We start from the raw sequence: 23,776 nt of genomic DNA on the forward strand, positions 1-23,776 counted from the left end.
GAAATGACCATTAAAGAGCAACTATACCAGTATTGCCTGGAATATACGGAGGTACGCATCGCGGAAGCAAAACGCGCCATCGCCGAAGTACAGGAAGCCTCCCGTTCGGAGACCAAAAGCAGTGCGGGCGACAAATATGAGACCGGCCGCGCGATGATCCAGCAGGAGATCGACAGGAACCAGGCCCAGCTTTACGAGGCCGGGAAACTAAAAGCCGTGCTCGATCAGCTTAGCAGCACCGGTCAAACCAATGTAGTGCATGCCGGCAGCCTCGTTATAACCGACCGGGGAAATTTCTACATCGCCATCAGTGCCGGTAAAACAGTCATTGATGGCCAGGATTATTACACCATTTCGCTCGCTTCACCACTGGGTGCAAAACTGGCTGGTTTAGTGATTGGTAAGCAGGCGCTACTAAACGGTAAATGTTTTCGTGTAAAAGAGGTTTTATGAGGAGCGATGTTCTATATTCGCTTAAAATTGACTAACTAATGGACAATTATACTTATCTGATTGTGATCGGCATACTCGTGCTTATCGCATTTTTATCTTTCGTTACGGTGCGGCAGGGAACAGTGGCCGTGATTACGATCTTTGGCAAGTATCATCGTATCCTGCAGCCCGGGTTGAATTTTAAGATCCCGCTGATAGAGGTGATCTACAGCCGGATCTCTATTCAGAACCGATCTGTGGAGCTTGAATTCCAGGCGGTTACAGTGGACCAGGCGAACGTATACTTCAAAGCGATGCTTTTATATTCGGTATTTAATCAAAGCGAGGAAGCGATCAAGAACGTAGCTTTTAAGTTCGTTGACGAGCGCAACCTGATGCAGGCGCTGATCCGTACCGTGGAAGGCTCGATCCGCGCTTTCGTGGCAACAAAAAAGCAAGCCGACGTATTAATTCTACGCAAGGATATTGTGGAGCATGTGAAAGACCAGATAGACCAGACACTGGAAGACTGGGGTTATCACCTGCAGGATCTTCAGCTGAACGACATTACCTTCGACGAGGTGATCATGAAGTCCATGAGCCAGGTTGTGGCTTCCAATAACCTGAAAGCTGCCGCCGAAAATGAAGGCCAGGCACTGCTGATCACCAAAACGAAAGGGGCGGAGGCAGAAGGCAATGCCATTAAGATCGCTGCGGAAGCCGAACGGCAGGCGGCACAGCTAAGGGGGCAGGGGATCGCGCTGTTCCGCGAAGAAGTGGCCAAGGGGATGTCGGTGGCAGCTAAAGAAATGCAGCAGGCAAATATGGATACTTCGGTGATCCTCTTTACGATGTGGACAGAAGCGATCAAGCATTTTTCGGAGAATTCGAAAGGTAACGTGATATTCCTCGACGGTTCCACCGATGGCATGAAACGGAACGTACAGGAGCTGATGAGCGTTAACATGATGAGCAAAGATCTCGAAGCTAAGAAAGAGAAATAAACATATACAGGAGGGCGTGATGAAAAAGGCCGTGTTGCTAGTACTATTGGTTTTAGTGGTATCGTTGCTGCGGGCACAACCTAAAGAAACCCTGATCGTGTTAAACAAATCCGGCAATACCCTGGTATTTGTCGACCCGGCCGGGATGAAGGTACTTAAAACGTTGTCAACCGGCGACGGGCCTCATGAGGTTGCCATTTCCGGCGACAATAAGCTGGCCTATGTCTCTAACTACGGGAGCCAGCAAGGCGGAAACTCGATCGATGTTTTTGATATCCCAGGCCAGGTGTTTGTTAAAAGGATCGACGTGGGGGCGCTGCAGCGTCCGCATGGCCTTTTTGAAAAAGCGGGTAAGTTGTACTTCACCTGTGAAGGAAGCAAGCTGGTGGCCCGCTACGATCACCAGTCGGGTAAGATCGACTGGAAAGCGGAAACCGGGCAGCAGGCAACGCATATGATAGTGGTTACGCCAGACGGAGAACGTTTATATACCGCCAATATTCAGTCCAATAGCGTGTCTGTGATCGAGGTGGCCAACCCGGCGAAGAACAGCATCGTTCCTGTAGAACCAAAACCGGAAGGTATCGATATTTCACCGGACGGTAAATTGGTTTGGGTAGGACACAACGACGATGGCAGCATTTCTGAAATAGAAACCGCGGGCAATAAAGTGACCGGCACTTTTAAGATAGGCAAAATGCCTATCCGGGTGAAGTTTGCCCCTAACCAGCAATTTGCGCTTGCCGTAGACAACGCCGGGGAGGAACTGATCATGATCGATATACGTACGCACGCGGTGCTGAGGCGTCTTAAGCTCGATGGCTCGCCTGTCGGGATGGTGATCTCCAAAGACAGCAAATATGTGTATGTGTCGCGTACCCGGCAAAATCGCGTGAGCAAGATCGATCTCGGGAAATTTGAGGTAGCGGCTTCTGTAGAAACGGGCTCCAATCCCGATGGGATCAACCTGGCCTACTAAGGTTGAGTTATTCTCAATAAAATGAGGAGAAATAGGACAATTGGTAAGGGTCGGGTTTCGGAGATATCAAAGCAGAATAATTTCTCAGAGAAAAGATGCACACTTTATAACCGGCGTTATGGATGGCATTGATAAGAAACAACAAGAGCGGTTCTTTGCCATCATCGCCGCGTTACCGGCCATCATTAATTTCGGATTGCCGCGTAAATAGCTTCTCTCTAGAAGCTATTTACGATACTGTTCCTCAATGTTTTCGAAGTCCAGTAGCCGCTGGCGATGATCCGCCGGATGGTGAATAACGGATCATCCAGGTCGCGTTTTTCTGCTAACGCGAACGCGGCGATAAAACCTCTCTTTTTGAGCTCGGGAATGCCTTTCGCGTTCCATAAACCAAATGGGTAAGCGAAGTAAGTGATCTTTTTCCCGGTGATCTCCTCCAGTTTTTTGGTCGGTTTTTCGATCTGGGTTACCCAATCTTCGCCCTCGTACTTTTTAAAGTTGTGGTGGTCCCATGTGTGGCTGCCGATCACGTGACCGGCATCAGACAGGATCTTGATCTGTTCCTTTGTCATGTAGTTTGGCCGCCCGATGGACACGGTCATGATAAAGAACACCCCTTTGAAGCCATATTTTTTCATTTCGGGAGCGGCTATGGTGAACTGGTCGAGGTCTGTATCGTCAAACGTCAGCATGATCGGTTTAGAAGGCAGCGCGGCGCCGGTGGTGAGGTAGTTGTATAGCTGATCGGGCAGGATGGTGTGGTACCCGCTATCGGCCAGCATTTTCAGGTGCCCGCGGAACGTATCGGTGGGTACGATATAATCTTTAGCGGCTTTGGAGTCTTTTGCCCGCCAGTCGCGAATCTGGTGATAACACAGGATAGGCACCTGTTTGCGCGCATAAATGGTGGCCGCGTTGGCAGCCTTTCCCGGAACTTGCGCCTGCGCAGGAGCCGCACCACCTGGGGCAGCGGTTTCAGTGGTCGTTGAATCTTTCGTGTCTTTCGGTTCTTTCGACGCCGAAGAAGAGGTGCAGGCACCAAAAAGTAAGGGAAGGGCGAACAGGATCGCCGGGATGATTTTTTTCATAGGGTGGTAAGATAGTAATAGGTACCGTACAGTTAACTAAATTTATTTTTTAACGCGGCCAGTTTGGACAGCATGTCATCGCCGCCGCTTTCTTTTGCCGGCTGTGGTTTCCCCTGCGTGCGCGGAAAAGGCTGCTGCTTCTTTTCCGCCGGTTTGCGCGGCTCCCGGGCTTGTTTCATCGACAGCGAGATCCGTTTCCGGTTTACATCGACCTCGGTTACCGTAACCTCTACATGCTGGGCCACTTTAACCACTTCGTTCGGATCTTTAATGTACCTGTCGGCAAGCTGGCTCAAATGTACCAGGCCGTCCTGGTGTACGCCGATATCCACAAACGCGCCAAATGCTGTAATGTTTGTGATTATTCCAGGCAGTTTCATGCCCACTTTAAGGTCGCCGATGGCATTTACTCCTTCCGTGAAGCTAAATGCTTCGAACTGCTCGCGGGGATCGAGCCCTGGTTTGGCCAGTTCTTTTACGATGTCGCTGAGTGTAGGCAGACCGATATTTTCGCTCACATAGTCTTTCAGTTTTATCTTTTTGCGCAGTTCGGCGTCTTTTAACAGGTCGGCGATGCCGCAGCCGAGGTCAGCGGCCATTTTTTCTACCAGCGGATATCGCTCAGGGTGCACGGCGCTGGCGTCTAACGGGTGTACGGCATTCCTGATCCGGAGAAATCCTGCGGCCTGTTCGAAAGCTTTATCGCCTAACCGGGCCACTTTTCGCAATTCGTCGCGACGTTTAAACGCACCGTTCTTGTTGCGGTATTCTACGATGTTTTGCGCCAGTTGCGGCCCCAGACCGGAAATATAGGAGAGAATCTGTTTCGACGCGGTGTTCAGCTCAACGCCCACCGCGTTTACGCAGCTAACCACGGTATCGTCCAGGGAGGCTTGTAAACGGGCCTGGTCCACATCATGCTGGTATTGCCCTACACCGATGGATTTTGGATCGATCTTTACCAGTTCCGCCAACGGGTCCATCAATCGCCTGCCGATGGAAACCGCGCCGCGTACCGTTACATCCTGTGCAGGAAACTCCTGGCGTGCTACCTCCGATGCCGAATAAACAGACGCCCCGCTTTCGTTCACCATGATCACCGGGATCTGCGACAGTCCCAGGTTCCTGATAAACGTTTCGGTTTCCCTTCCCGCCGTGCCATTGCCAATAGCGATCGCTTCGGTAGCATGTTTCTCCGATAAATGACGCAGGGTTTTCTCCGCCTCCCTGGCGCCGCCCGCTCCCGTATGCGGGAAAATGGCGGTGTATTCGAGCAGTTGTCCCTGCTCATCCAGGCAAACCACTTTACAGCCCGTGCGGAAGCCCGGATCGATCGCCATTACTTTCTTTTGGCCCATCGGCGCCGCCAGCAATAACTGGCGGGCATTTTCCGCAAATACACGGATGGCTTCCTCGTCTGCTTTCTGCCGGGTAAGCAGCCTCACCTCCGTTTCCATGGAAGGTTTAAGCAGCCGTTTATAGCTGTCGGCAACCGCCAGCCTTACCTGGTCGGAGGCGGTATGGTAACCGTTTACAAACTGGTGGTCGAGCAGGGCGATGGCTTCATCCTCCGGCGGCTGCACGTCAAGCCACAGGATCTCTTCCTTTTCGCCGCGCCGCATGGCCAGCACCCGGTGTGATGGAGCACTTTTAACCGGCTCCGTCCAATCGAAATAATCCTTATACTTCTGGCCGGCTTCTTCTTTCCCATCGGCCACTTTCGACCGGAAGGTGCCTTTTTCTATGAATAGCTTCCTTACTGCGGCCCGGGCTTCCGCATGTTCCGCAATGTGTTCTGCCACGATATCGCGTGCGCCTGCCAGCGCCTCTTCGGCTGTTGCCACTCCCTTTTCGGTATCTACGAAGGTCGCCGCGGCCACCCGGATGTCTGCACTGGTTTGTGCAAGTAACAGGTCGGCCAGCGGCTGCAGTCCTTTTTCGCGGGCGGCACTAGCCCTCGTCTTTCTTTTCGGACGATAAGGAAGGTAAATATCTTCCAGCAGCGTCATTGTATCGGCATGGTCGAGTTGGGTTTTGAGCCCGTCCGTTAGTTTTCCAAGATCGGTTAACGAACGGATGATCGCTTCCCGGCGCTTATCCAGCTCTTTAAGCTGCTGCGACCTGTCGCGGATAGCCGCCACCTGCACTTCATCCAGGCTACCTGTCAGCTCTTTCCGGTAACGGGCAATGAACGGGATGGTGCCGCCTTCTTCCAGTAACGCCAATACGGCTGTTACTTGTTTCCCCGCAATGGAAAGCTCTTCCGCAATTTTTTTTGTATGATCGATCATGTCCTCAGTTTCAAGGCTGCGAAATTCTCCTTTAGTTGGGAGAAATCAAAGCGTTTGCCGATGAATAATCAGCCAACGGACAATGCTTCGTTATTTTTATTTTTTTACGATATTAGTTACAAATCCATTGTCATGAAAAAGTTCTTAAAAATCACTTTCGCCGCTTTTGCATTCTTTGTCGTGTTCATGATCACCTGTATGGGGTTCCGCCCGGTCGACACCACGGGGGAAAACGCGGTAACTGTGAACGCCAGGATCTTATCGGTGTATGAGGCCGGGACGAAAGACGCAGTTTTCGAAGTAGCCGGCAACCCCCGCGTAATGTATATTAACCGGGGATTGGAGCATGGGCTGCGGTTAAACGAGCTCCGTTCGACGCTGGTGGGAAAAACCGTTGAGATCTCTTATGCCAGGCACTGGACGCTGTTCCCTTCCTCGTTAAACAGCAAGCATATCGTGGCGCTAAAAATGGGTGAAAAAGTTATTTATTCGGAGCTGGATTAATTAAGGGGTTGCCTCCGGTGTATTGTTTGTACATCAACGGAATGTTAATTATCTTGACCGCAAAAAGCGTAAATGAGATCCGTTAACATTAAGGTTATATTACTTCTATTTTCAACCGCTCTTTTATTTTGTTGCAAAGGCGGTAAGTCAAAAAATCCCAGGAAAATTACCGCAGATGATAAGTACCTGTACCAGGATATCGCCAGGGACACCTTATTCCCTGCCACGATCGAAGAGATCACCTATACTTCCGGCGGTGCCAGGATCTACGGGTTCGGTTACCTTGCCAATGGCGAAGGGCCGCATGCCACCATCATCCTGGTACACGCCAACCCCGGGAATGAACGAAACCTGGACCTTGCACAAAACCTTCGCCGCGCCGGCGTTAACGTATTTTATTTCGACTATCGCGGAAGCTGGGGCAGCGAAGGCACTTATACTTACGCTAATTGTATCGAAGACACCCGCTCGGTGGTCGGTTTTGTAACGAACCCCGATAATGCGTTGCGCCTAAGGGTCGATATAGGCAACATCTTCCTGGTGGGCCATAACCTCGGGGCAGGGATCGGGATGATCGAAGGGCTGAACGACCCGCGGGTGCGGGGTGTAGCCGCCGTTTCTCTTGTAAACCCGTATACCACTTTCAGGGGGGAGAATGCCGAGCTGAACTTCTCTGATATGAACGAGTATTTCGAAACACTTGGCATGTTGAAGATGGACTCCAAAACGTTCCTGCTGGATATCGTTGCAAAATTGCCCGAATATAATATCGAAAAGATGGTTTCCGACGCTACAAAACCGGTACTGGTGATCGATGAACAGCACAACAACGAATTCCTGAAAAAGTACACCTCAAAGAAAAATGTGGAGTACGAATTTTGGGATACCGACCTCGAGTTCAGCGACAAGCGCATTGCCCTTACCCGGAGGTTAAAAGAGTGGCTGGATAAGAATAAAGGTATGGGTAAACGGGTAAAGAAACCCTGATCAGGTGCTGTGGATCATCCAGATGGCGATAACAGCCAAGACCAGGCCTGTTTTGTTTAGCAGGCTGAGCTTTTCGCGGAAGATCAGCAGCCCCACCAATGATCCGGCAACGATCACCCCGATATTCATTCCCGTAAAAATGAGGGACGGACGTGCAGCCTCCGCCTGGTGCGCTTTTACGTAAAAGAGGATGTTCCCGAAATTAAAGAGGCCCAGGATCCCCCCGCAAACCATGTTGATCCATTCGAATCTGGCTCTTTTGGTAAGCACGAGCCAGGCGAACCAGCAACTTCCCACCAGGAACGACAATACATATACCAGGAAAAGAGAAGTGAAATAAGGAACGCTCTTGAGAGCGGCTATTTCTTTAAACAGGATATCGATAGCGCCCATCCCGGCGAAAACAAGCACGAGGCAGATCCACGACGTATACACCGCTTTACCGCTCCCGGAGACGGCCTGGTCGGGTTGACGACGAAACGGGATAGACAATACCACTGCTGCCAGGCCCAGGACGATCCCGGCCATTTTGCCGCCCGGCAGCGATTCGCCGAACAGGCTGAACGAGGCAGCCAGCGGCACCAGCACAGACAGACGTTGTGCAACGTCGGTCCGCACGATCCCGTTACGCAGGACGGACAACCCGATAATGATAAAAAGTGCAGGGAGCAGGATGCCGAGCGAGCCATAGATCAGCCACGGCGCCTGTTGCAGGCCCGTAAATACCGGGCGGTAAATAATCAAGGTGAGCAATGCCGCCACCGGGTAGTTCCATGCAATGGCCTGGTTAATATCGATGCGGTACCTGCCAGAAAGTTTCAGCATTACGGACACTATTACACTGCAGCAAATACTTAAAAGTAAATAGATCATAAATTGGTTCTATTGCGTATGACCTGTAAATGATCAGGACCATAATCAGCTGAATAAATGCTTGTTCCGCGTACCGATGGCGCCCTGGTCCCTTCGCCCCACGATTGCGGGCCGGTAAAGATCCGCGCTTCGTCCCATAAACCGGCGTTGATGAACAATTCCAGTGTTTTTACGCCGCCTTCCACGATCACAGATTGTACATCGAGTAAATATAGCTGGAAAGCCGTCAGTTGCGGCAGGTAGTGGTCAAAATCTTCGAGCTGCAGCCAGCTGATCTTTCCTTGTTTATCGGTTTTTAACCCGTTAAGCACGATGGTGTCCTGCGACTGGTCGAACAATCGGAGCGTTTCCGGCAGATCCAGCCTCCGGTCTATGACGATCCGGGTGGGGTTGCGGCCCTGCCAATGGCGTACATTTAGCTGCGGGTCGTCGGCCAAAGCGGTATTTTTTCCTACCAGTATGGCATCTTCCTCGCTTCGCCAGCGATGTGTCAATCTTTTCGCGGCGGCAGAGGTGATCCACCGCTGCGAACCGTCCGCAGGTGCGAAAAAACTATCGGCCGTTTGCGCCCACTTAAGGATAATGTACGGCCGCTGTTTGCGTACGCGGGTAAAAAAACGTTTGTTGAGGTCTTCGCATGCCTCCTGCAGTACGCCTACGGTGACCTTTACGCCCGCTGCGGTTAACTTTTCGATGCCTTTGCCATCTACCTGGTCGAACGGATCGCGGCACCCGACCACTACGCGCGGGATGCCATGGCGGATGAGGAGGTCGGCGCAGGGCGGCGTTTTGCCGAAATGGGCACAAGGCTCGAGACTTACGTAGATGGTGGCATTGCTCAGCAGGTCCGCGGCATTGGGATAACGTTCGAGCACGGTATTTACCGCGTTTACTTCGGCGTGCGGGCCACCATATCGCTGGTGATAGCCTTCCCCGATCACCCGGTCATTATGTACGATCACCGACCCCACCATCGGGTTTGGGCTCACTTTACCGGCGCCAAGCCTCGCCAGCCCGATACAGCGGCGCATGTAAATTTCGTGGTGAGGCATATCCAAATATAGCTACTTTACTGCCCGTCAGAAAATTTCGGCGATCATACAACGTGCGCTGCCGCCGCCGTTTCGCTCGATGGTTGACAGGCTGCACCAACATAGCCTGGCATATTTTTCCAGCACGGCTACCTGTGCAGTTGTAAGCGACCGGTAAGCGCTTTCTGACATAAACAGGATGTGTTCGCCATTCATGTTCTTCAGCTCCAGCATGTTGCCGGCAAACCGGTTCACCTGGTCGTACGAGATCGCTACCAGTTCTTTGCCCGTACGCCCGAGCGAATTACTTACCATTTCGCGTTCCGTAACGTCGGCGATGCTCTCCAGGCAGACCACGGCAAATTGTTCGCCGATACACATCATCACATTGGTATGGTAAATAGGCGTTCCTGTATCGCCCATGGCGCGGAAAACAATGGGCGTATACCCAGCGATTTCACAAAAGGCGGTGAGTACGTCGCGGTGGGTACGCGGCGAAAGGCAGGCGTAAGCCAGTTTATTTACCCGGTCGAGCACCATGCTGCCGGTACCTTCCAGGAATTTTGATTGTTGTTCAAAATAACTCAGGTCCTCGATCCTGGAAACCGCGGCTATGTGCGACAGGGTACCGATCACTTCTTTTCTCCGCTCACCGCGCCTGTTTTCGGCTTCCATCGGGTACAGGAAAACCAGGCCGTTGTGAAACGAGATCCAGTTGTTAGGGAAGATCGAGTCGGGCGTGTTGCTCGCTTCCAGGTCGTTTATCACAGTGATTTCCAGCTGGTTGCTTCGCAGGATTTCTACCATTCGGTCAAATTCGGAAAGAGCCCGCTGCTGCACGTTTCCGGGATCGTCGCCAGCGGATTGGAAGGCGTTACTGGTCGCAGTTAACGGGTTATACCTGAAATCCGCAGGACGGACCATAAAGATCCGCGAGGTACATTGACCGGTCATGGTATTCATAATTCGCTACGGTTAAGCGGCATGCTCATGCAGTGAAACCCGCCGCGGGCCCGTGAAAGCTCGGCAGAAGGTACCGTGATCAACGTATTGGTGAGCGATTGCGGGTCGGTGCCGCCATTTTCAAACTGCTGAACCAGGTCGGCGGCTTTTATTACGCTGAACCCTTTTTCCCTGAACGCTTCGGCGGTTTTGTCGTTCCGGTCGTAACCGATCACCACTCCCTCCTTTAGTGCGAGCAGGTTGCAGGAGTCTGTCCATTGCTCACGTGCGTCGAAGGGAAAGCTGTTGTTGCCGGAATAAATAAAGGTGGTTGGTATGGTGCTGCCGAGGTCATTGCTGCTGATATCGTCGAGCAGGTCCTCGATACAGGCGAATTCCCTGGGCTGTCCTACACGGCCTTTCTCGAACTGCATGATCTGTGTTTTGTCTTTGGATTTTTTATCCGTGAACCGGTCTGCCGGTTCCGGTTCGGGTTTTACCTGCCGGGATGCCACAGAGCCCAGCACCACCCATGTGTCGCGTTTTACCTGGGTAAACAAGGTGTCGATGTGCATAAAATCGCGTTTATGCGGGATCCTGATCAGGGTAGCCTTGGTGATCACGCCTTTTTCAAAGAGCAGTTTCACCGCTTCGCTGGCGCCGCTTACCGAGGTCCGTTCGCTGCAGCCGATGAGGATATGGGAGGGGCTTACCACCATTACGTCGCCGCCTTCCAGCGTAGTTTTTTCGTCGGTATCGTCGCCCGGGCGCAGGAAATTGTTGAAGCTGTTGGGGATCTCCAGCACATTTTCGCGGTAGCTGGCAAATAGCGGGTGATTAAAAAACAGGTATTTAGCGATCAGCGTTTCCCTGAGCCGCGCTTTTTTTGCGGGCTTGTTTAGCAGGATATGATCGTTGATCACAATGCCGATGTCGCGTGTAAAGATCAGGTTAGGGATGGGCGCGAAGTGCATTTTGCCGTTCACCGAGCCGGAGATCAGCATCGATGCCAGGTCGCCGGCCGGCATTGCGTTAAACTCGTCCTGCAGGCGGTAGCTGCAATCTTCCAGTGCACATACCGATGCCACCAGTTTCTGCCGGGTAGGAGGCTCGGCCAGGATATCTGCCAGCAACCCTTCCAGCTCAACCACTTTTCGGGAGCCATGGAACGCCGGGTTGCGCGGTTTAAAGAATGACCGGCGTTGCGAGGACTGATCGATCTCTTCCAGCTTTCCTTTGATCAGGTCCGGATCGAGGAAATACAGCAGGATCTTTAAATAGTAGTCGTACTCATGCTTCCGAAGGATGTCGAGGTGTACGATATCCTCGAACAGCCAATCCTGCGCTTTAGAGGGGACCACTTTGCCCAAACCGCTGTCTGGACTATGGATCAACAGGGCGCGCAGTGTTCCGATCTCGGAGCTTACAGACAGTTTCAGGCCGGTTAAGTTCATGCTACAGGATAGTGTGCAAGTTTACTCACTAAAATCTTACTTTTGCCGCATGAATTTCATTATTGAACAAACGGTTAGTGCAATTAAGACGCTATATGGTGTCGAAATAGGAGAAAGTGAGATCAGCCTGCAGCAAACCCGCAGGGAGTTTGAGGGGCAGGTAACTATTGTGACTTTTCCGTTCACCCGTTTTTCAAGGAAGTCGCCGGAGCAAACCGGGCAGGAGATAGGTGCTTACCTGCTTGCCAGCACGCCGGAAATATCAGGTTTTAACACCATTAAAGGTTTCTTAAATCTTGTCATTTCTGACCGCTATTGGATAGGTTTGTTTAACGACAAGCTTTCGCGCGCAGATTATGGCCAGCTTGCACCTAACGGGAAGAAGGTAATGGTTGAATATTCGTCGCCTAATACCAACAAGCCCCTGCACCTGGGACACGTACGGAATAACCTGCTTGGATTTTCTGTCGCCGAGATCCTTAAAGCGGCCGGCTACGAGGTGATCCGTACCAACCTGGTAAACGACAGGGGGATCCACATCTGCAAATCTATGCTTGCCTGGCAGCAATTCGGCAATGGCGAAACACCTGCAAATGCGCACATAAAAGGAGATCACCTGGTTGGAAAATATTATGTGCGCTTTGAAGCAGAAATTAAGGAACAGATAGCCGAGATAAAAAACAATCTTACCAGTACAAGTTTAATCAGTAACGAAACCAGGAACGCCGTTTTATCCAAAGAAAGCGTCATTAAAAAGAATAAAGCTATCATAAACTACACGGTCACCTCAATCGCACCTGCCATCCGTGAACTAGGGCCGGATGCAGAAATTCGGTTGGAAACCGCACTTGACAACGCCAATTTTAAACCATTGCTGGATGTAGTAAGGAAGAAATCCCCGGATAAGAAGTTAATAGAGGCTGTTAGCCAGTGCAACGAGTCGCAGAAAGTGATCAGCGAGGCGGAAGAAATAAAAAATGAACTGGTAAGGAACGGTACGCCCCTGATGCGGGAAGCGCAGCAAATGCTGCGGAAATGGGAGGCAGGCGACGAGGAGGTGATTAACCTCTGGAAAATGATGAATGACTGGGTGTATGCTGGTTTCGAGGAAACATACAGGAACCTGGGCGTAGCATTTGAAAAATTCTATTACGAATCTGATACTTATCTTCTCGGAAAAGACCTGATCCAGGAAGGACTTGAAAAAGATGTTTTCTTTAAAAAAGACGACGGTTCGGTTTGGATCGACCTCACCGCCGAAGGACTTGACCAGAAACTCGTATTGCGTGCCGACGGTACTTCTGTGTACATTACGCAGGACCTGGGCACAGCCCAGCTGAAATACGATGATTTCGGTATGGACGAGTCTATTTACGTGGTGGGCAATGAGCAGGATTATCATTTCAAGGTTTTATTCCTGATTCTCTCCAAACTTGGTAAAACCTGGGCAAAAGGGTTGTACCACCTGTCTTATGGAATGGTCGATCTTCCTTCCGGCAAAATGAAATCGAGAGAAGGTACCGTAGTAGACGCCGATGACCTGATCCGCGAAATGACGGAGACCGCCACACAGTACACGGAGGAATCGGGCAGGCTTGACGGGTTTTCGCCGGAAGAAAAGCAGGAGCTTCACCAGATGATCGGTCTTGCTGCGCTGAAATATTTCTTATTGAAGGTCGAGCCACAAAAGCGCCTGCTATTCGATCCCAAAGAGTCGGTGGAGTTCCAGGGGCATACCGGTCCGTTTATCCAATACAGCCATGCGCGTATCCGTTCCCTGGTCGCTAAAGCCAATTATGATGAAAACTCCGGCTGGAACGGCTACGAAACCCTGCTGCCCGAAGAACGTGAGCTGATCCTGGCGTTAAATGGTTACCCGGCGATGCTCGAGGCTGCTGCCAAAGATCATAGCCCTGCCATGGTGGCCAATTACGTGTACGAACTAGCCAGGCTCTACAATAAATTTTACCATGATGCTCCGCCCATTCTCAAAACCGAAGACGCTGCTTCCCGCAATTTCCGGTTGCGGCTTTCGCTGGTGGTGGGCGCGATCATTAAGCGGTGTATGGGGCTGATGGGTATCGGGGTACCGGAGAGGATGTAATGTGCTGGATGCGGCGCCGGGCATTAATCGTTCGGAGCAACCGATCTTACTATCGTACCGGTCGCATCTTCGTAATGGTGCCCTCCTTCCAGGTATACCAGTTTGCAAACGTATTTGTTGTTGAAAAGCGCCGGTACGGTGTCTTCACCGCGCCCGAAAAAGCAAACGGGTTTTAGCGGTTCCATTTTCCTGATCTCTTCGTGGACGTTATATTTCCGCATGGCGGATTTGTTCCCGAAATGCAGCATTTCGCTCACGTGGATCTCGAAGTCGGTGTCTTTTGAAGGGGAGAGGAGCGCCATACCGCTTATCAGGGATTTCTGATTGACCGCCAGTCGGTTGTACACGAAAGGCATCACGTCGGCGCCAAAAGAATAGCCCACCAGGATCACTTTGTCTTTCTTCCACAAAGCACTGTATTTCTCGATCACCCGGGCCACATCGCCGGTTATCTGATCCGCGGATTTTGCCTTCCAGAAGTATTTGAGGGAATTAATGCCGGCTACCGGGATCCCGTTTTTTGCAAATTCATCGGCGAGCTGCTGATCGAAGGTGTTCCAGCCGCCATCGCCACAAAACATCACCGCCATTTCACCGCCCTTAGTAACTTTAGCCGGCGTAACCACCATGGGTAACTCCGCAGCCGCGGCCCCTAAACTCACCAGCCAGGTCACCGCCAGCAGGATATACTTTCCAACCAGCCTCATTTCGTTATTTCCCATTTCCTATCCCCTCATTTCTCCCTTTCTACCTTCATCACTCCCGCTAACGCCCCGGGCAGCCTGATCAGGTCGAAATGATGCTCGTACACCAGGTATTTATTCTGCCAGCAGGGGTCGAATTTCTCTTTAAAAGAGCGCAGACCACGGAAATGCCTGAATTGTTTTACTTTCTCATAGGCGAATTTGATGGTATGTTCGGGGAAATCGCGTGCGGCGCCGATACCGGAAAGCGGGGCCAGCCCCATATTTAACCGGTGATAGCCTTTTTCTTTGCAGTAGCGGATCAGTTCCAGGATCAGTACGTCCATATTCCCGCCGGGGGCGTCGACGGTTTTCCGGATCATGTCATATGTGGCTTCCCCTTCTGCATAATCCGGGATGATGTTAAGAAACGCGAAAATCTGCTCATCCGCATTTTCCAGGGTAATAATAGACTGGTTCTTTAGCTCGGCCCAATTGAACATGCCCTGCGAGAACACCATTTCTTCGCGGTCCATGCTTTTCAGCCATTCATCAGACACCAGCTTCAGTTTCCGGATCAACCCGTCTTTGATCGGCGCCTCATAGGTCCGGGTAAGGAAACCTTTCTTGGTGATACTATTAACCGCGTTTCGCAGTGATTTCCGCTCCTTTCCTTCCAGCGTGAACGTGCGCAGATCGATCAGGGCTTCCTGCCCGATGAGGATCGATTTTTTCCCCAACCTCCGGAAAAGGTCAATGCCGGTTTCATCTATGCGGTAATAGGAGGGACGGATGCCATTCGTTTTACAAAAGATTTCGAATTCGTGCAGCAGCGCCGTGCGCACCCCCGGATCATTTTCACATACCGGTTCCTCCAGTACAATGGCAAAGCCACGGGCGCGCTTATACGACACGAACCCTTCGCGCGCTGCGCCAAAAAAGAGCAGCTTATCCGGGTATAGCTTAAAATAATCAACCGGCGACCTTCCAAACCTGTTCAGCAGCGCGGCGGCAAGCGCATGCTGGTCGTCTTCCCCGGCATGTCTGAAAACCAGGGGCTTAATAAAGCTATAGAACAGGAACCCGAAGGACGCCGCACCCGATACGTTGATGAGCAGCAGGAATACGTTCGCGAAAGCGGTTTTCGGAGAAAGCCCGGCGGAGTTGAGCAGCATAAAATTGTCGAGCGTGTTGAATAGGGCCTGCCTGAAGCTGAAATCGATCCCGAAATGGCGCTGGTCCAGGAAATAGAAGCCGGTAACGCCAAATACCAGCACGGCAAAGAAAGCCCATACCGCCAGCCCCGCCCCGATCTGTTGCGAGGCCCGGTCGCCCCTGATAAAATAATTGTGACGCGTAACCCAAAGCACCGCGGCGACACCCGACGCCATGAAGGCTTCTTCATAATCGATCGCTTTGGTTAGGTGCCCGATGAGCGAAAGCAGGCTCAGCGTAATAGCCAGGTACCAGGCATTTTTTATTCCCCTTAACAGGAAGGCGGCCAGTACGAGCATTGCCGCCCCGATGCCAAGAACCAGGTAATTGGAGGCGTTAATGGAGCCAACAGGCACGAACTCTTTGAGCAGTTTAAGTCTCGACGAAATAGCGGGGGTGAGCACCGAAATGATATTCACCAGTCCCAGGCCGAACAACAGCGCTGCAGGAAATACCCGGAGCAGGATGTTTTCTTTGGTGAACACGAAACTAAGTACCCCGGCCATTAACGGCGCCCAGAATTCGAATACCCGGTACAGCAGCGTAATGGCCATCGCCTCGGGCACGGTAAACCCGAAACGACCCAGGATAAGGGTAAGTGAGAGCTCTACCGCACCCAATCCCCGCAGGAAAGGCGAGACACAAAGGAACAACGTGGCTACGGTGTACCCCGTAACGGCCGCTTCGATGGAAACGTTCAGCCCCAGCACCATCATGGCGAGCAGCAAATGCACCATACCCGCCAGTTCGATTAATAAAGAGAAACCTAACATTTGCGCAATAGGTTTCCACGATAGGTGCTTGCCCGAGATTTCTTCTACCGTTTTTTCCACCGTTGGGCTGATCCTGGTTAGCAGCCGGTAGATAATCGTTTTGTTCACTGCCGACCAGGTGGTCCAGGAAATCACGCAAACGAACACGGCCAGGATGCTCAGCACCACCCAGTTGGTCCCGGGTTCGCTGCCACGTAAAGTTTCGTAAACCAGTACAGGAAATGAAACGATCACCAGCGACGCGATCCCGATCACGCCATATAAATAAGAGGCGAAATTGATCTTCGACCGGCTGACGCCTTGTTTATGCAAAGTCCTTGTAAAAAGCGCCAGCGAAGTAATCCCGCCTCCCGGGAGGAAGACGCTAACCAGGTTGCGCTGTAAAAACAACCTGGTGGTAGCCGTCAGCACCGTTCTTTCGCCGGTGGCGCGAAAAGCGGATTGATACATCCAGCCATGCAGCAGCAAATAGAACGCGGTAAGCAGGAGACCGCCGCCCATCAGCAAGCGGTTGCCGGACGAAGCCACGCCGATGGCCTGCTGCATCTCCTGCCGGTCGGTCCACGCGAACCAGGCGGCAAAGCCGATACCGATAGCGGCAACAGCCATGCCGGGTAAGCTTTTGCCGGAAAGAAGTTTCTTTAATTGGTACATTTCGCTTGGGATTGATGTAACAAAATTGTTCTTCTTCCATGAAGTTTTAGTGAAGGGGACAGGCGGACATACCTTGCAGGTATTATATAATGTGGAAAATATGGTGGCCGCCTTTTTGCCGGATGGGAATGATCAGCCTGCCATGCCGAAATCGTCCCCATCTTTCAGAAAGGGGAGCGCCCGGCGCCACTTGGTCACCTCGTCTTTGGATATAGAGAAGGTGTAAAGGTCTTCGTCGTTGGGTTTGTAATATACAGTGCCTCCGTTTGGATCGATGCACATCGAATCTCCGGAGTGGTACACCTCGTTCCCGTCATGCCCGATGCGGTTTACCGCAACTACGTACGCCTGGTTTTCGATGGCGCGGGCAGGCACCAGGGCTTTCCAGTGACCCGAACGCCGCTCGGGCCAGTTGGCTACCACCAGCAGCATGTCATATTCCGGTGCGGTGTTGCGCAGCCATACCGGGAAGCGAAGGTCATAGCAGATCACGGGGCAGATCCTCCAGCCATTTAATTCCACAAAAAGCTTGTCCTTGCCCGGTGTGTAAACATCGTCCTCTTTGCCCAGGCCGAACAGATGCCGCTTGTCATATTTTTCATAAGTACCGTCAGGGCGCATCCAGATCAGCCGGTTGTAATACTTTCCGTTTTCGCGGATCATCAGGCTCCCGGTTACTACGCAGCTGTATTTTTCGGCTTGTTCCTGCATCCAGGTCATGGTTTTTCCTCCCATTTCCTCGGCCAGCGCTTCGGCGTTCATACTGAAACCTGTGCTGAACATCTCAGGCAGTACAATGAGATCTGTTTTCTCCCTGATCCACGAGAGCCGTAATCCCAGGTTCTGGAGGTTTTTATCGATGTTTTCCCAGAAGAGATAGGCCTGGAAGGTAGTTATTTTTAGGGTACTCATGTAGGTTTAACGTTTTACGTTGGACGCGACGTAACGCCCCAATCGGTTAATATTAATTATCATGCCCGTTAGTCGGCACTACGTCCTGCGGCAAACGTATAGCGTCCGGCCTAAACGTTCATCAATCTCTCAACGGCTTTTTCCAATGTTTCTTGCTTCTTGGCGAAACAAAAGCGAACGATCCCGTAGTCGTTTCCCTTTGCGTAAAAGGCCGAGACAGGGATCGCAGCCACGCCGAAATCCTTCGTGAGCCGCTGCGTAAATGCCGTGTCGGGCTCACCGGAGATCCGGGAGTAAGAGGCTGACAGGAAGTACGAACCTTTGCATGGCAACAGGTCGAAACGGGTTTCTTTCATCAGGCGGGTAAACTCATCACGTTTACGCTGGAAGAACGCGCTAAGTTGCAGGTATGTTTGCGGGTCCGACAAAAAATCTGCCGCCGCGTATTGCATGGGGGTATTTACGCTGAACACATTAAACTGGTGAACTTTCCTGAACTCGGACATTAATTGCGCCGGTGCGACGCAGTACCCCAGTTTCCAGCCTGTGGTGTGAAATAATTTGCCAAAGGAAGCAACGATAAAGCTCCTTTCCCGGAGCTCCGGGAAACGCGCCATGCTTTGGTGCTGCAGGCCGTCGTACACCAGGTGCTCGTATACCTCGTCGCTTAGCATAACAATGTTTGTATCGCGGGTGATGTCGGTCAGCTGGCGCATGTCCTCCTCCGTAAGGATGGTCCCGGAAGGGTTTTGCGGAGAGTTAAGCAGGATCATGCGGGTACGCGGGGTAACCAGCGACCTCACGTGCTGCCAATCGATGCGATAATCGGGCGGGGTGAGGGCCACGGAACGGATCACGCCCCCGAAAAGCCGTATAGACGGGATGTACGAATCATAGGCGGGCTCGAAAATGATCACCTCATCGCCGGGATGGATGGTGGCCGCTATGGCGGTGAAAAGCGCCTGTGTTCCGCCGGCGGTTACCGTAACCTCGCTTTCGGCCCGGTAATTTGAACCGTGTAAGCCGTTCACCTTTTCGGCGATGCGCTCGTTTAGCACGGGAACGCCGGTCATCGGGGCATATTGGTTTTTACCTGAATGCAGGTGCTTTTCTACCAGTGCGATCAGCTCCGGCGCACAATCGAAATCCGGGAATCCCTGGGAGAGGTTGATCGCGCCCGAGTCTATCGCGAGCTTTGACATTACGGAGAAAATACTGGTACCCACATCGGGTAAGCGCGATTGGATCTTGAGCATCACGCAAAAATAGATTAATCTCCTTATTTTCACCTCAAATTCTATCCTGTTATGTCGATACGTAAAAATGCGGTGCTCCTGTTAACCATCCTGTTCCTGTTTGCCTGCGGTTCGGCTAAGAAGGACGGCGTGCCCTCCATCGGGTTTATGGACGCTTTTGAAGATGCAACGATCGCCCAGGCAAGGGCCGGCTTTACCGATGCGCTTAAAAAGAACGGCTTCAGCGAAGACGCCGGGACCGTGAAGATCATTTACCGCAACGCACAGGGCGATATACCCACGCTTACACAGATCGCCAGCTATTTTGTGTCGGAGAAGGTCGACCTGATCGCTACCTGCCCCACATTATCTACCATTACCGCGGTGCAGAAGACTAGGGGGATCCCGGTTTGCATGATCGTTTCGCCTACGCCGCAGCTGATGAAGCTTACCGACGCTTCCGGCTCTGCGCCGGATAATCTTTTCGGCACCGCCGAGGAGCTGGCATACATCGACACTTCTTTCTCACTGATCCCCAAACTGGTGAAGCCCAAAGGCGCCGGAATGGTGGTCGGCATGGTGTATAACCAGTCCGAGCCTCAATCAGTAGATGCCCTTAACCGTATAAAAGCCGTAGCCGCAGGGCTGAACGTTACCGTGGAAGCGTTGCCGTTAAACAATTCCGCGGAAGCACAGCTGATCACCAAAAGGCTGCTCTCGGGCAAGATCGATGCGTTTTTTGCCAACCCGGACAATACCGTATTTTCGGCATTCGATACCATCTTTAAAAATTGCGACGAGGCAGGTGTCCCGGTATTCACCAGCGAAGCCGGCCTGGTACAGCGAGGTGCGGTAGCCGCGTTTGGCGCCGATCTCTACCAGTGGGGGTACCAATCGGGCGAACAGGCTGCCAAGTACTTGAAAACCCGCAAAATAGACGGCCTCGCTATAGAAATGGTGAAAGTGCGCAAACGTGTTTTTAACGCTGTTTCTGCGAAAAAATTCGGGATCACCGTTCCCGACGGGTTCGAAGAAGTAAAGCGATAACCGGCCTTTCATGGATTTTTACCTCGCCGCCGTACTCCAGGGATTGTGTTTTTCGGGCCTGGCCCTGGGAATCTACCTGTCTATGAAGATCTTTAATATCCCCGACATCACCACCGACGGCAGCTATACCTTAGGCGGAACCGTGACCGGCATTATGCTCGCCGCACACATCCCGCAGGGATTTATCCTGCCTGCGGTATTATTAAGCGGCGGTGTGGCGGGCGGTATTACCGGGTTTATCCATACCAAACTGCGCATTAATGCCTTGCTTGCGGGAATCCTGGTAATGACGGCGCTTTACTCCGTAAACCTTACGCTGATGGGCCGGTCGAACCTGCCGCTGCTGGCATTTGCAAACCTGTTTGGTAACTGGGCGTTAACCGGCAGCCAGGGACCTGATTCGTTGATCGTGCTGCTGGTTATTACCGCAGCGCTCGTTTTTTTACTGGGTTACGTGTTGCGTACCGATTTCGGCATCGCCATGCGTGCCACAGGCAACAGCGAGAGCATGGTGCGCGCGCTCGGCGTAAATACCGACCGGATGAAGATCACCGGCCTGGCCATGGCCAACGCACTTACGGCTACCAGCGGCTACCTGGTAGTGCAGCTGCAGGGGTTTGCCGATATAAACATGGGGATCGGGATCGTGATCACCGGGCTGGGCTCCGTGGTGATCGGCGAAACCATCATCCGGCGATTCCGGGTCGTGCAGCCCGTTAGTGTACTTGCCATCCTGCTGGCCGGTGCGGTGTTGTTCCAGCTGGCACTCGCGGTAACGCTCACGCTGGGTATCGACCCCACGCTGCTGAAGCTGGTAACCGCCTTGTTTGTGTTGTTGATTGTTAGTTTGCCGCGTATTTTTCAAAGCCGTACCGCATGATCAGCCTGTCTGCCATCCATAAAACGTTTAATAAAGGCGAGCCGAACGAAGTGGTCGCGCTGCGTGACGTAAGCCTGGCGCTAAAGCCGTCGGAATACCTGGTGGTGATCGGTCCGAACGGTTCGGGTAAAAGCACGCTGCTGAATGTGCTGGCGGGGAGTGTGTTGCCTTCCTCGGGCGAAATTAAGATCGGTGCGCAGAACGTAACCGCTTTGCCAGAATATAACAGGAGCAAGTGGGTGGCGCGGATCTTCCAGGACCCGCTGAAAGGTACCGCGCCTGAGCTGAGTATCCTGGATAATTTCCGCCTTGCGGCATTGCGCACCTCCGCCAAGACGCTAAAGGTGGGCACCACCAATACGTTTAAAGATGCCGTAAAGACGCAGATCAGCCAGCTGGGAATGGGGCTTGAAAATAAGGTGAACCAGCAGATGGGCACATTGTCTGGCGGCCAGCGGCAGGCGCTCACGCTGCTGATGTGTGTAATGGACGAGGCAAAGATCCTGCTGCTTGACGAGCCCACGGCTGCGCTCGACCCGCGCTCTGCGGAGCTGGTGCTGCAAACGGCCGATAAACTGATCAGGGAGCACCAACTGACCGCATTGCTGATCACCCATCAACTGAAGGATGCCTTCAGGTTTGGAAACCGGCTGATCTTTATGCGGGAGGGAGAGATCAGCAAGGACCTGGATGCGGGAGAGAAAGGGCGGCTTTCTGAAGAAGAACTTTACAAGTGGTTTATGTAATTATAAACTTTTGTATATTAGCCCGTTAATACACACCATTGAATTCTCAAACTATCCAATCCAGCTGGAGCAAGATTATCGGTGAACCCGGTAATACATCGCTCGAGGGCCGCATTTTTCACGCAGTCTGTTTTTGCTCCTTTATATTGCTTGGGTTCACTGCGGTATTTAATTATTTTTTAGGGATCGTTTCGCTCGCCATGCTTATGGCCGTGGTTTTCGTGCTTGCGGGCTTTTTCTATTACTTGTCGCGGTTTAAGAAAAAACTGGACCTTTCTATCGCCCTGTTTAACCTGGTATGCAATGGTTTGTTCGTGGTGAATTTCTACTATAATTCAGGCATAAACGGGCCGACATTGCTCATCTTTCTCCTGTCGTTTGTGCTTGTTATCGCAGTGGCGCCAAAAAAGCAATATCTTTTATGGATCTCTCTGAATATCCTGGTGGTGCTTTCCTTGCTGGTTTCTGCCTATGTATCTCCGGGCTCGATCGTGAATTCTTATCCCGACCGGTTATCGCATTACATCGATCTCAGTTATACCTATGTGATCACGGTACTGCTGACGTTCCTGGTTACCAATGCCATCCGGAAGAATTACATTCTCGAGAAAAAACTGGCGGAGCGGCGGGCTGCCGAGCTTGAAAAGTCTAACGATACCAAAGACAAGCTGTTCTCTATCCTGGCCCACGACCTGCGCTCGCCGCTCAGCTCGATCCAGAACTTCCTGGAGATCCTGTCTGAATATAAACTGGAGGACGAAGAGCGCCTCACCATGCAAAAAGCGCTGCTTGCGGAAACACAGAATACGCAGCAAATGCTTTCCAATTTATTGCTTTGGAGCAAGGAGCAGATGGACGGCCTTACGGTAAATCTTGCGAGGCTTAACCTGCACGAAACGTTAAAAAATACGCTTCAGATCCAGTATACCGCTGCGGTGGAAAAATGTGTAAGGCTGGTAAATAACATGGACCAGGAAACGTGCCTAATGGCCGATCCCGACATGCTTCAGTTGGTGGTGCGCAACCTGGTGAATAACGCCATCAAATTTACCCAGCCGGGCGGGGAGATCGTGCTTTCTGCCCAAAACGAGGGTGAAATGTGCCGCATTATGGTAATGGATAACGGTACGGGTATACCTTACGACCAGCAGGAAGGAATTTTCTCGATGAAAGCCAAGTCGACCTTCGGTACAAAAAATGAAAAGGGCGTAGGCCTGGGATTAATGCTTTGCAAAGAATTTACCGAGCTGCAGCATGGAAAGATCGGTTTTCAAAGTATTCCGGGAAAAGGGACCACGTTTTTTATCACCATGAAAAGCTGCGAGCCCCTGGAACCCTCTTCCTCAAAGGCTAACCCGCTGGAGGACAGCCACCACGTAAGGGGATAAGATCTTTACGCTATGGTGTGCGTATAGCGGGATCCGGGTAAAACCGCCGGCCTGAAGCTTAAAAACATCGTCGTTTACCGTACATTCACATTCCCCTTCCAGGATCAGGAAGCTTTCGGCGAGCTCATCGTGCACCTCGTCTTCAAAATCGGTGGATGACACCAGCAGCATTTGCATTACTCCTTTGTTGTTCCGGAGCAGGTTAACGATCCGGCCTTCCTGCTTAAGCACAGGGATCCGTCCCTCCAGGTATTTAAGCCAGTCGAGGTAGTTGGAGCGCGCATGTATCAGGGGGAGGTCGTCTAGCGATTGGTGTTTCTGCCGTTCGGCGTCGGCAATGGCCTCCATGATCCGGAATTTTAGCTGCGGATCGGGTAAAATGGCGTTTTGCTGCGCATAATTTTCGAGGGTGACCTGTATACGGTTTAGTTCCCGTTTGATAGCAGGATAGCGGGCACAGGCCAGCTCCACTTCGGCGCACTCCTTTTCTGTGAGCATGCCGAGGCAGTAACTTTCGAGTATCCCGCTATCGATATATTCCTGGATGGTCACCG

The 23,776-nt window shown here is 52.0% G+C and carries 21 protein-coding genes; 10 read left to right on the plus strand and 11 right to left on the minus strand.

The features are described 5' to 3' along the window. Positions 1-3: 3 nt before the first annotated feature. From GS398_RS14920 to GS398_RS14930, 3 genes are read left to right on the plus strand one after another with little or no spacing between them, the layout of a single operon-like run. Entirely contained in the window at positions 4-453 is a 450-nt protein-coding gene (locus GS398_RS14920) for a 3-oxoacyl-ACP synthase (RefSeq protein WP_160907576.1), read from the plus strand. A gap of 38 nt (positions 454-491) precedes the next feature. Continuing rightward, positions 492-1,436, plus strand: coding sequence for an SPFH domain-containing protein (locus tag GS398_RS14925; protein ID WP_160907577.1), 945 nt, complete (start codon positions 492-494; stop codon positions 1,434-1,436). Between the two features lie 19 nt (positions 1,437-1,455). Next, a complete protein-coding gene (locus tag GS398_RS14930) occupies positions 1,456-2,415 on the plus strand; it encodes a YncE family protein (RefSeq protein WP_237488225.1) in 960 nt (319 codons plus the stop codon). A gap of 218 nt (positions 2,416-2,633) precedes the next feature. On the opposite strand, the gene GS398_RS14935 is transcribed toward GS398_RS14930, so the two are convergent. Next, positions 2,634-3,503: a polysaccharide deacetylase family protein gene (locus GS398_RS14935; RefSeq protein WP_160907579.1), complete on the minus strand. Its 870-nt coding sequence runs from the start codon at positions 3,501-3,503 to the stop codon at positions 2,634-2,636. A gap of 32 nt (positions 3,504-3,535) precedes the next feature. Further along, positions 3,536-5,794 carry a Tex family protein gene (locus GS398_RS14940; protein ID WP_160907580.1) on the minus strand — a complete coding sequence of 753 codons (2,259 nt, stop codon included), beginning with the start codon at positions 5,792-5,794 and terminating at the stop codon, positions 3,536-3,538. A gap of 132 nt (positions 5,795-5,926) precedes the next feature. On the opposite strand from GS398_RS14940, the gene GS398_RS14945 reads away from it, so the two are divergent. After that, complete coding sequence (locus GS398_RS14945) at positions 5,927-6,298, plus strand: hypothetical protein (RefSeq protein ID WP_160907581.1); 372 nt, start codon at positions 5,927-5,929, stop codon at positions 6,296-6,298. Positions 6,299-6,370: 72 nt separating this feature from the next. Continuing rightward, complete coding sequence (locus tag GS398_RS14950) at positions 6,371-7,285, plus strand: alpha/beta hydrolase (RefSeq protein ID WP_160907582.1); 915 nt, start codon at positions 6,371-6,373, stop codon at positions 7,283-7,285. Here GS398_RS14950 and GS398_RS14955 read toward each other — a convergent pair whose 3' ends face one another. Genes GS398_RS14955 through GS398_RS14970 form a run of 4 tightly spaced genes read right to left on the minus strand, consistent with a single transcriptional unit; the run spans position 7,286 to position 11,585 of the window. Next, positions 7,286-8,110: an EamA/RhaT family transporter gene (locus GS398_RS14955; RefSeq protein ID WP_237488206.1), complete on the minus strand. Its 825-nt coding sequence runs from the start codon at positions 8,108-8,110 to the stop codon at positions 7,286-7,288. Positions 8,111-8,154: 44 nt separating this feature from the next. Beyond that, positions 8,155-9,210 carry a bifunctional diaminohydroxyphosphoribosylaminopyrimidine deaminase/5-amino-6-(5-phosphoribosylamino)uracil reductase RibD gene (gene ribD / locus GS398_RS14960; RefSeq protein ID WP_202406081.1) on the minus strand — a complete coding sequence of 352 codons (1,056 nt, stop codon included), beginning with the start codon at positions 9,208-9,210 and terminating at the stop codon, positions 8,155-8,157. Positions 9,211-9,237: 27 nt separating this feature from the next. After that, the gene (ctlX, locus tag GS398_RS14965; protein WP_237488207.1) at positions 9,238-10,152 is read right to left on the minus strand and encodes a citrulline utilization hydrolase CtlX; all 915 of its coding nucleotides are present in this window, start codon (positions 10,150-10,152) and stop codon (positions 9,238-9,240) included. Continuing rightward, the gene (locus GS398_RS14970) at positions 10,149-11,585 is read right to left on the minus strand and encodes an arginine deiminase family protein (RefSeq protein WP_160907584.1); all 1,437 of its coding nucleotides are present in this window, start codon (positions 11,583-11,585) and stop codon (positions 10,149-10,151) included. The genes ctlX and GS398_RS14970 overlap by 4 nt, the downstream gene beginning before the upstream one ends. Before the next feature lie 49 nt (positions 11,586-11,634). On the opposite strand from GS398_RS14970, the gene argS reads away from it, so the two are divergent. Then, complete coding sequence (gene argS, locus GS398_RS14975) at positions 11,635-13,689, plus strand: arginine--tRNA ligase (protein WP_160907585.1); 2,055 nt, start codon at positions 11,635-11,637, stop codon at positions 13,687-13,689. A 23-nt stretch (positions 13,690-13,712) separates the two neighbouring features. Here argS and GS398_RS14980 read toward each other — a convergent pair whose 3' ends face one another. From GS398_RS14980 to GS398_RS14995, 4 genes are all read right to left on the minus strand, one after another. Beyond that, complete coding sequence (locus GS398_RS14980) at positions 13,713-14,411, minus strand: AcvB/VirJ family lysyl-phosphatidylglycerol hydrolase (RefSeq protein ID WP_160907586.1); 699 nt, start codon at positions 14,409-14,411, stop codon at positions 13,713-13,715. 11 nt (positions 14,412-14,422) lie between these two features. Further along, a complete protein-coding gene (locus tag GS398_RS14985; protein WP_160907587.1) occupies positions 14,423-17,014 on the minus strand; it encodes a phosphatidylglycerol lysyltransferase domain-containing protein in 2,592 nt (863 codons plus the stop codon). 132 nt (positions 17,015-17,146) lie between these two features. Next, positions 17,147-17,926, minus strand: coding sequence for a nitrilase family protein (locus tag GS398_RS14990; RefSeq protein ID WP_160907588.1), 780 nt, complete (start codon positions 17,924-17,926; stop codon positions 17,147-17,149). Positions 17,927-18,036: 110 nt separating this feature from the next. Next, positions 18,037-19,182, minus strand: a complete 1,146-nt coding sequence (locus tag GS398_RS14995; protein ID WP_160907589.1) for a methionine aminotransferase — start codon at positions 19,180-19,182, stop codon at positions 18,037-18,039. A 51-nt stretch (positions 19,183-19,233) separates the two neighbouring features. Between GS398_RS14995 and GS398_RS15000 the strand changes: the two genes are divergently transcribed. From GS398_RS15000 to GS398_RS15015, 4 genes are read left to right on the plus strand one after another with little or no spacing between them, the layout of a single operon-like run. Continuing rightward, entirely contained in the window at positions 19,234-20,208 is a 975-nt protein-coding gene (locus tag GS398_RS15000) for an ABC transporter substrate-binding protein (protein WP_160907590.1), read from the plus strand. Between the two features lie 10 nt (positions 20,209-20,218). Next, entirely contained in the window at positions 20,219-21,088 is an 870-nt protein-coding gene (locus GS398_RS15005) for an ABC transporter permease (RefSeq protein WP_160907591.1), read from the plus strand. Next, positions 21,085-21,834: an ABC transporter ATP-binding protein gene (locus GS398_RS15010; RefSeq protein WP_160907592.1), complete on the plus strand. Its 750-nt coding sequence runs from the start codon at positions 21,085-21,087 to the stop codon at positions 21,832-21,834. Before GS398_RS15005 ends, GS398_RS15010 begins: the two co-directional genes overlap by 4 nt. A gap of 38 nt (positions 21,835-21,872) precedes the next feature. After that, a complete protein-coding gene (locus GS398_RS15015) occupies positions 21,873-23,222 on the plus strand; it encodes a sensor histidine kinase (RefSeq protein ID WP_160907593.1) in 1,350 nt (449 codons plus the stop codon). Here the strand turns inward: GS398_RS15015 and GS398_RS15020 are convergent. After that, the gene (locus GS398_RS15020) at positions 23,178-23,774 is read right to left on the minus strand and encodes a hypothetical protein (protein WP_160907594.1); all 597 of its coding nucleotides are present in this window, start codon (positions 23,772-23,774) and stop codon (positions 23,178-23,180) included. The genes GS398_RS15015 and GS398_RS15020 overlap by 45 nt on opposite strands. Positions 23,775-23,776 lie beyond the last annotated feature (2 nt).

It is taken from the genome of Hufsiella ginkgonis (assembly GCF_009834915.1).
Lineage (GTDB): Bacteria > Bacteroidota > Bacteroidia > Sphingobacteriales > Sphingobacteriaceae > Hufsiella > Hufsiella ginkgonis.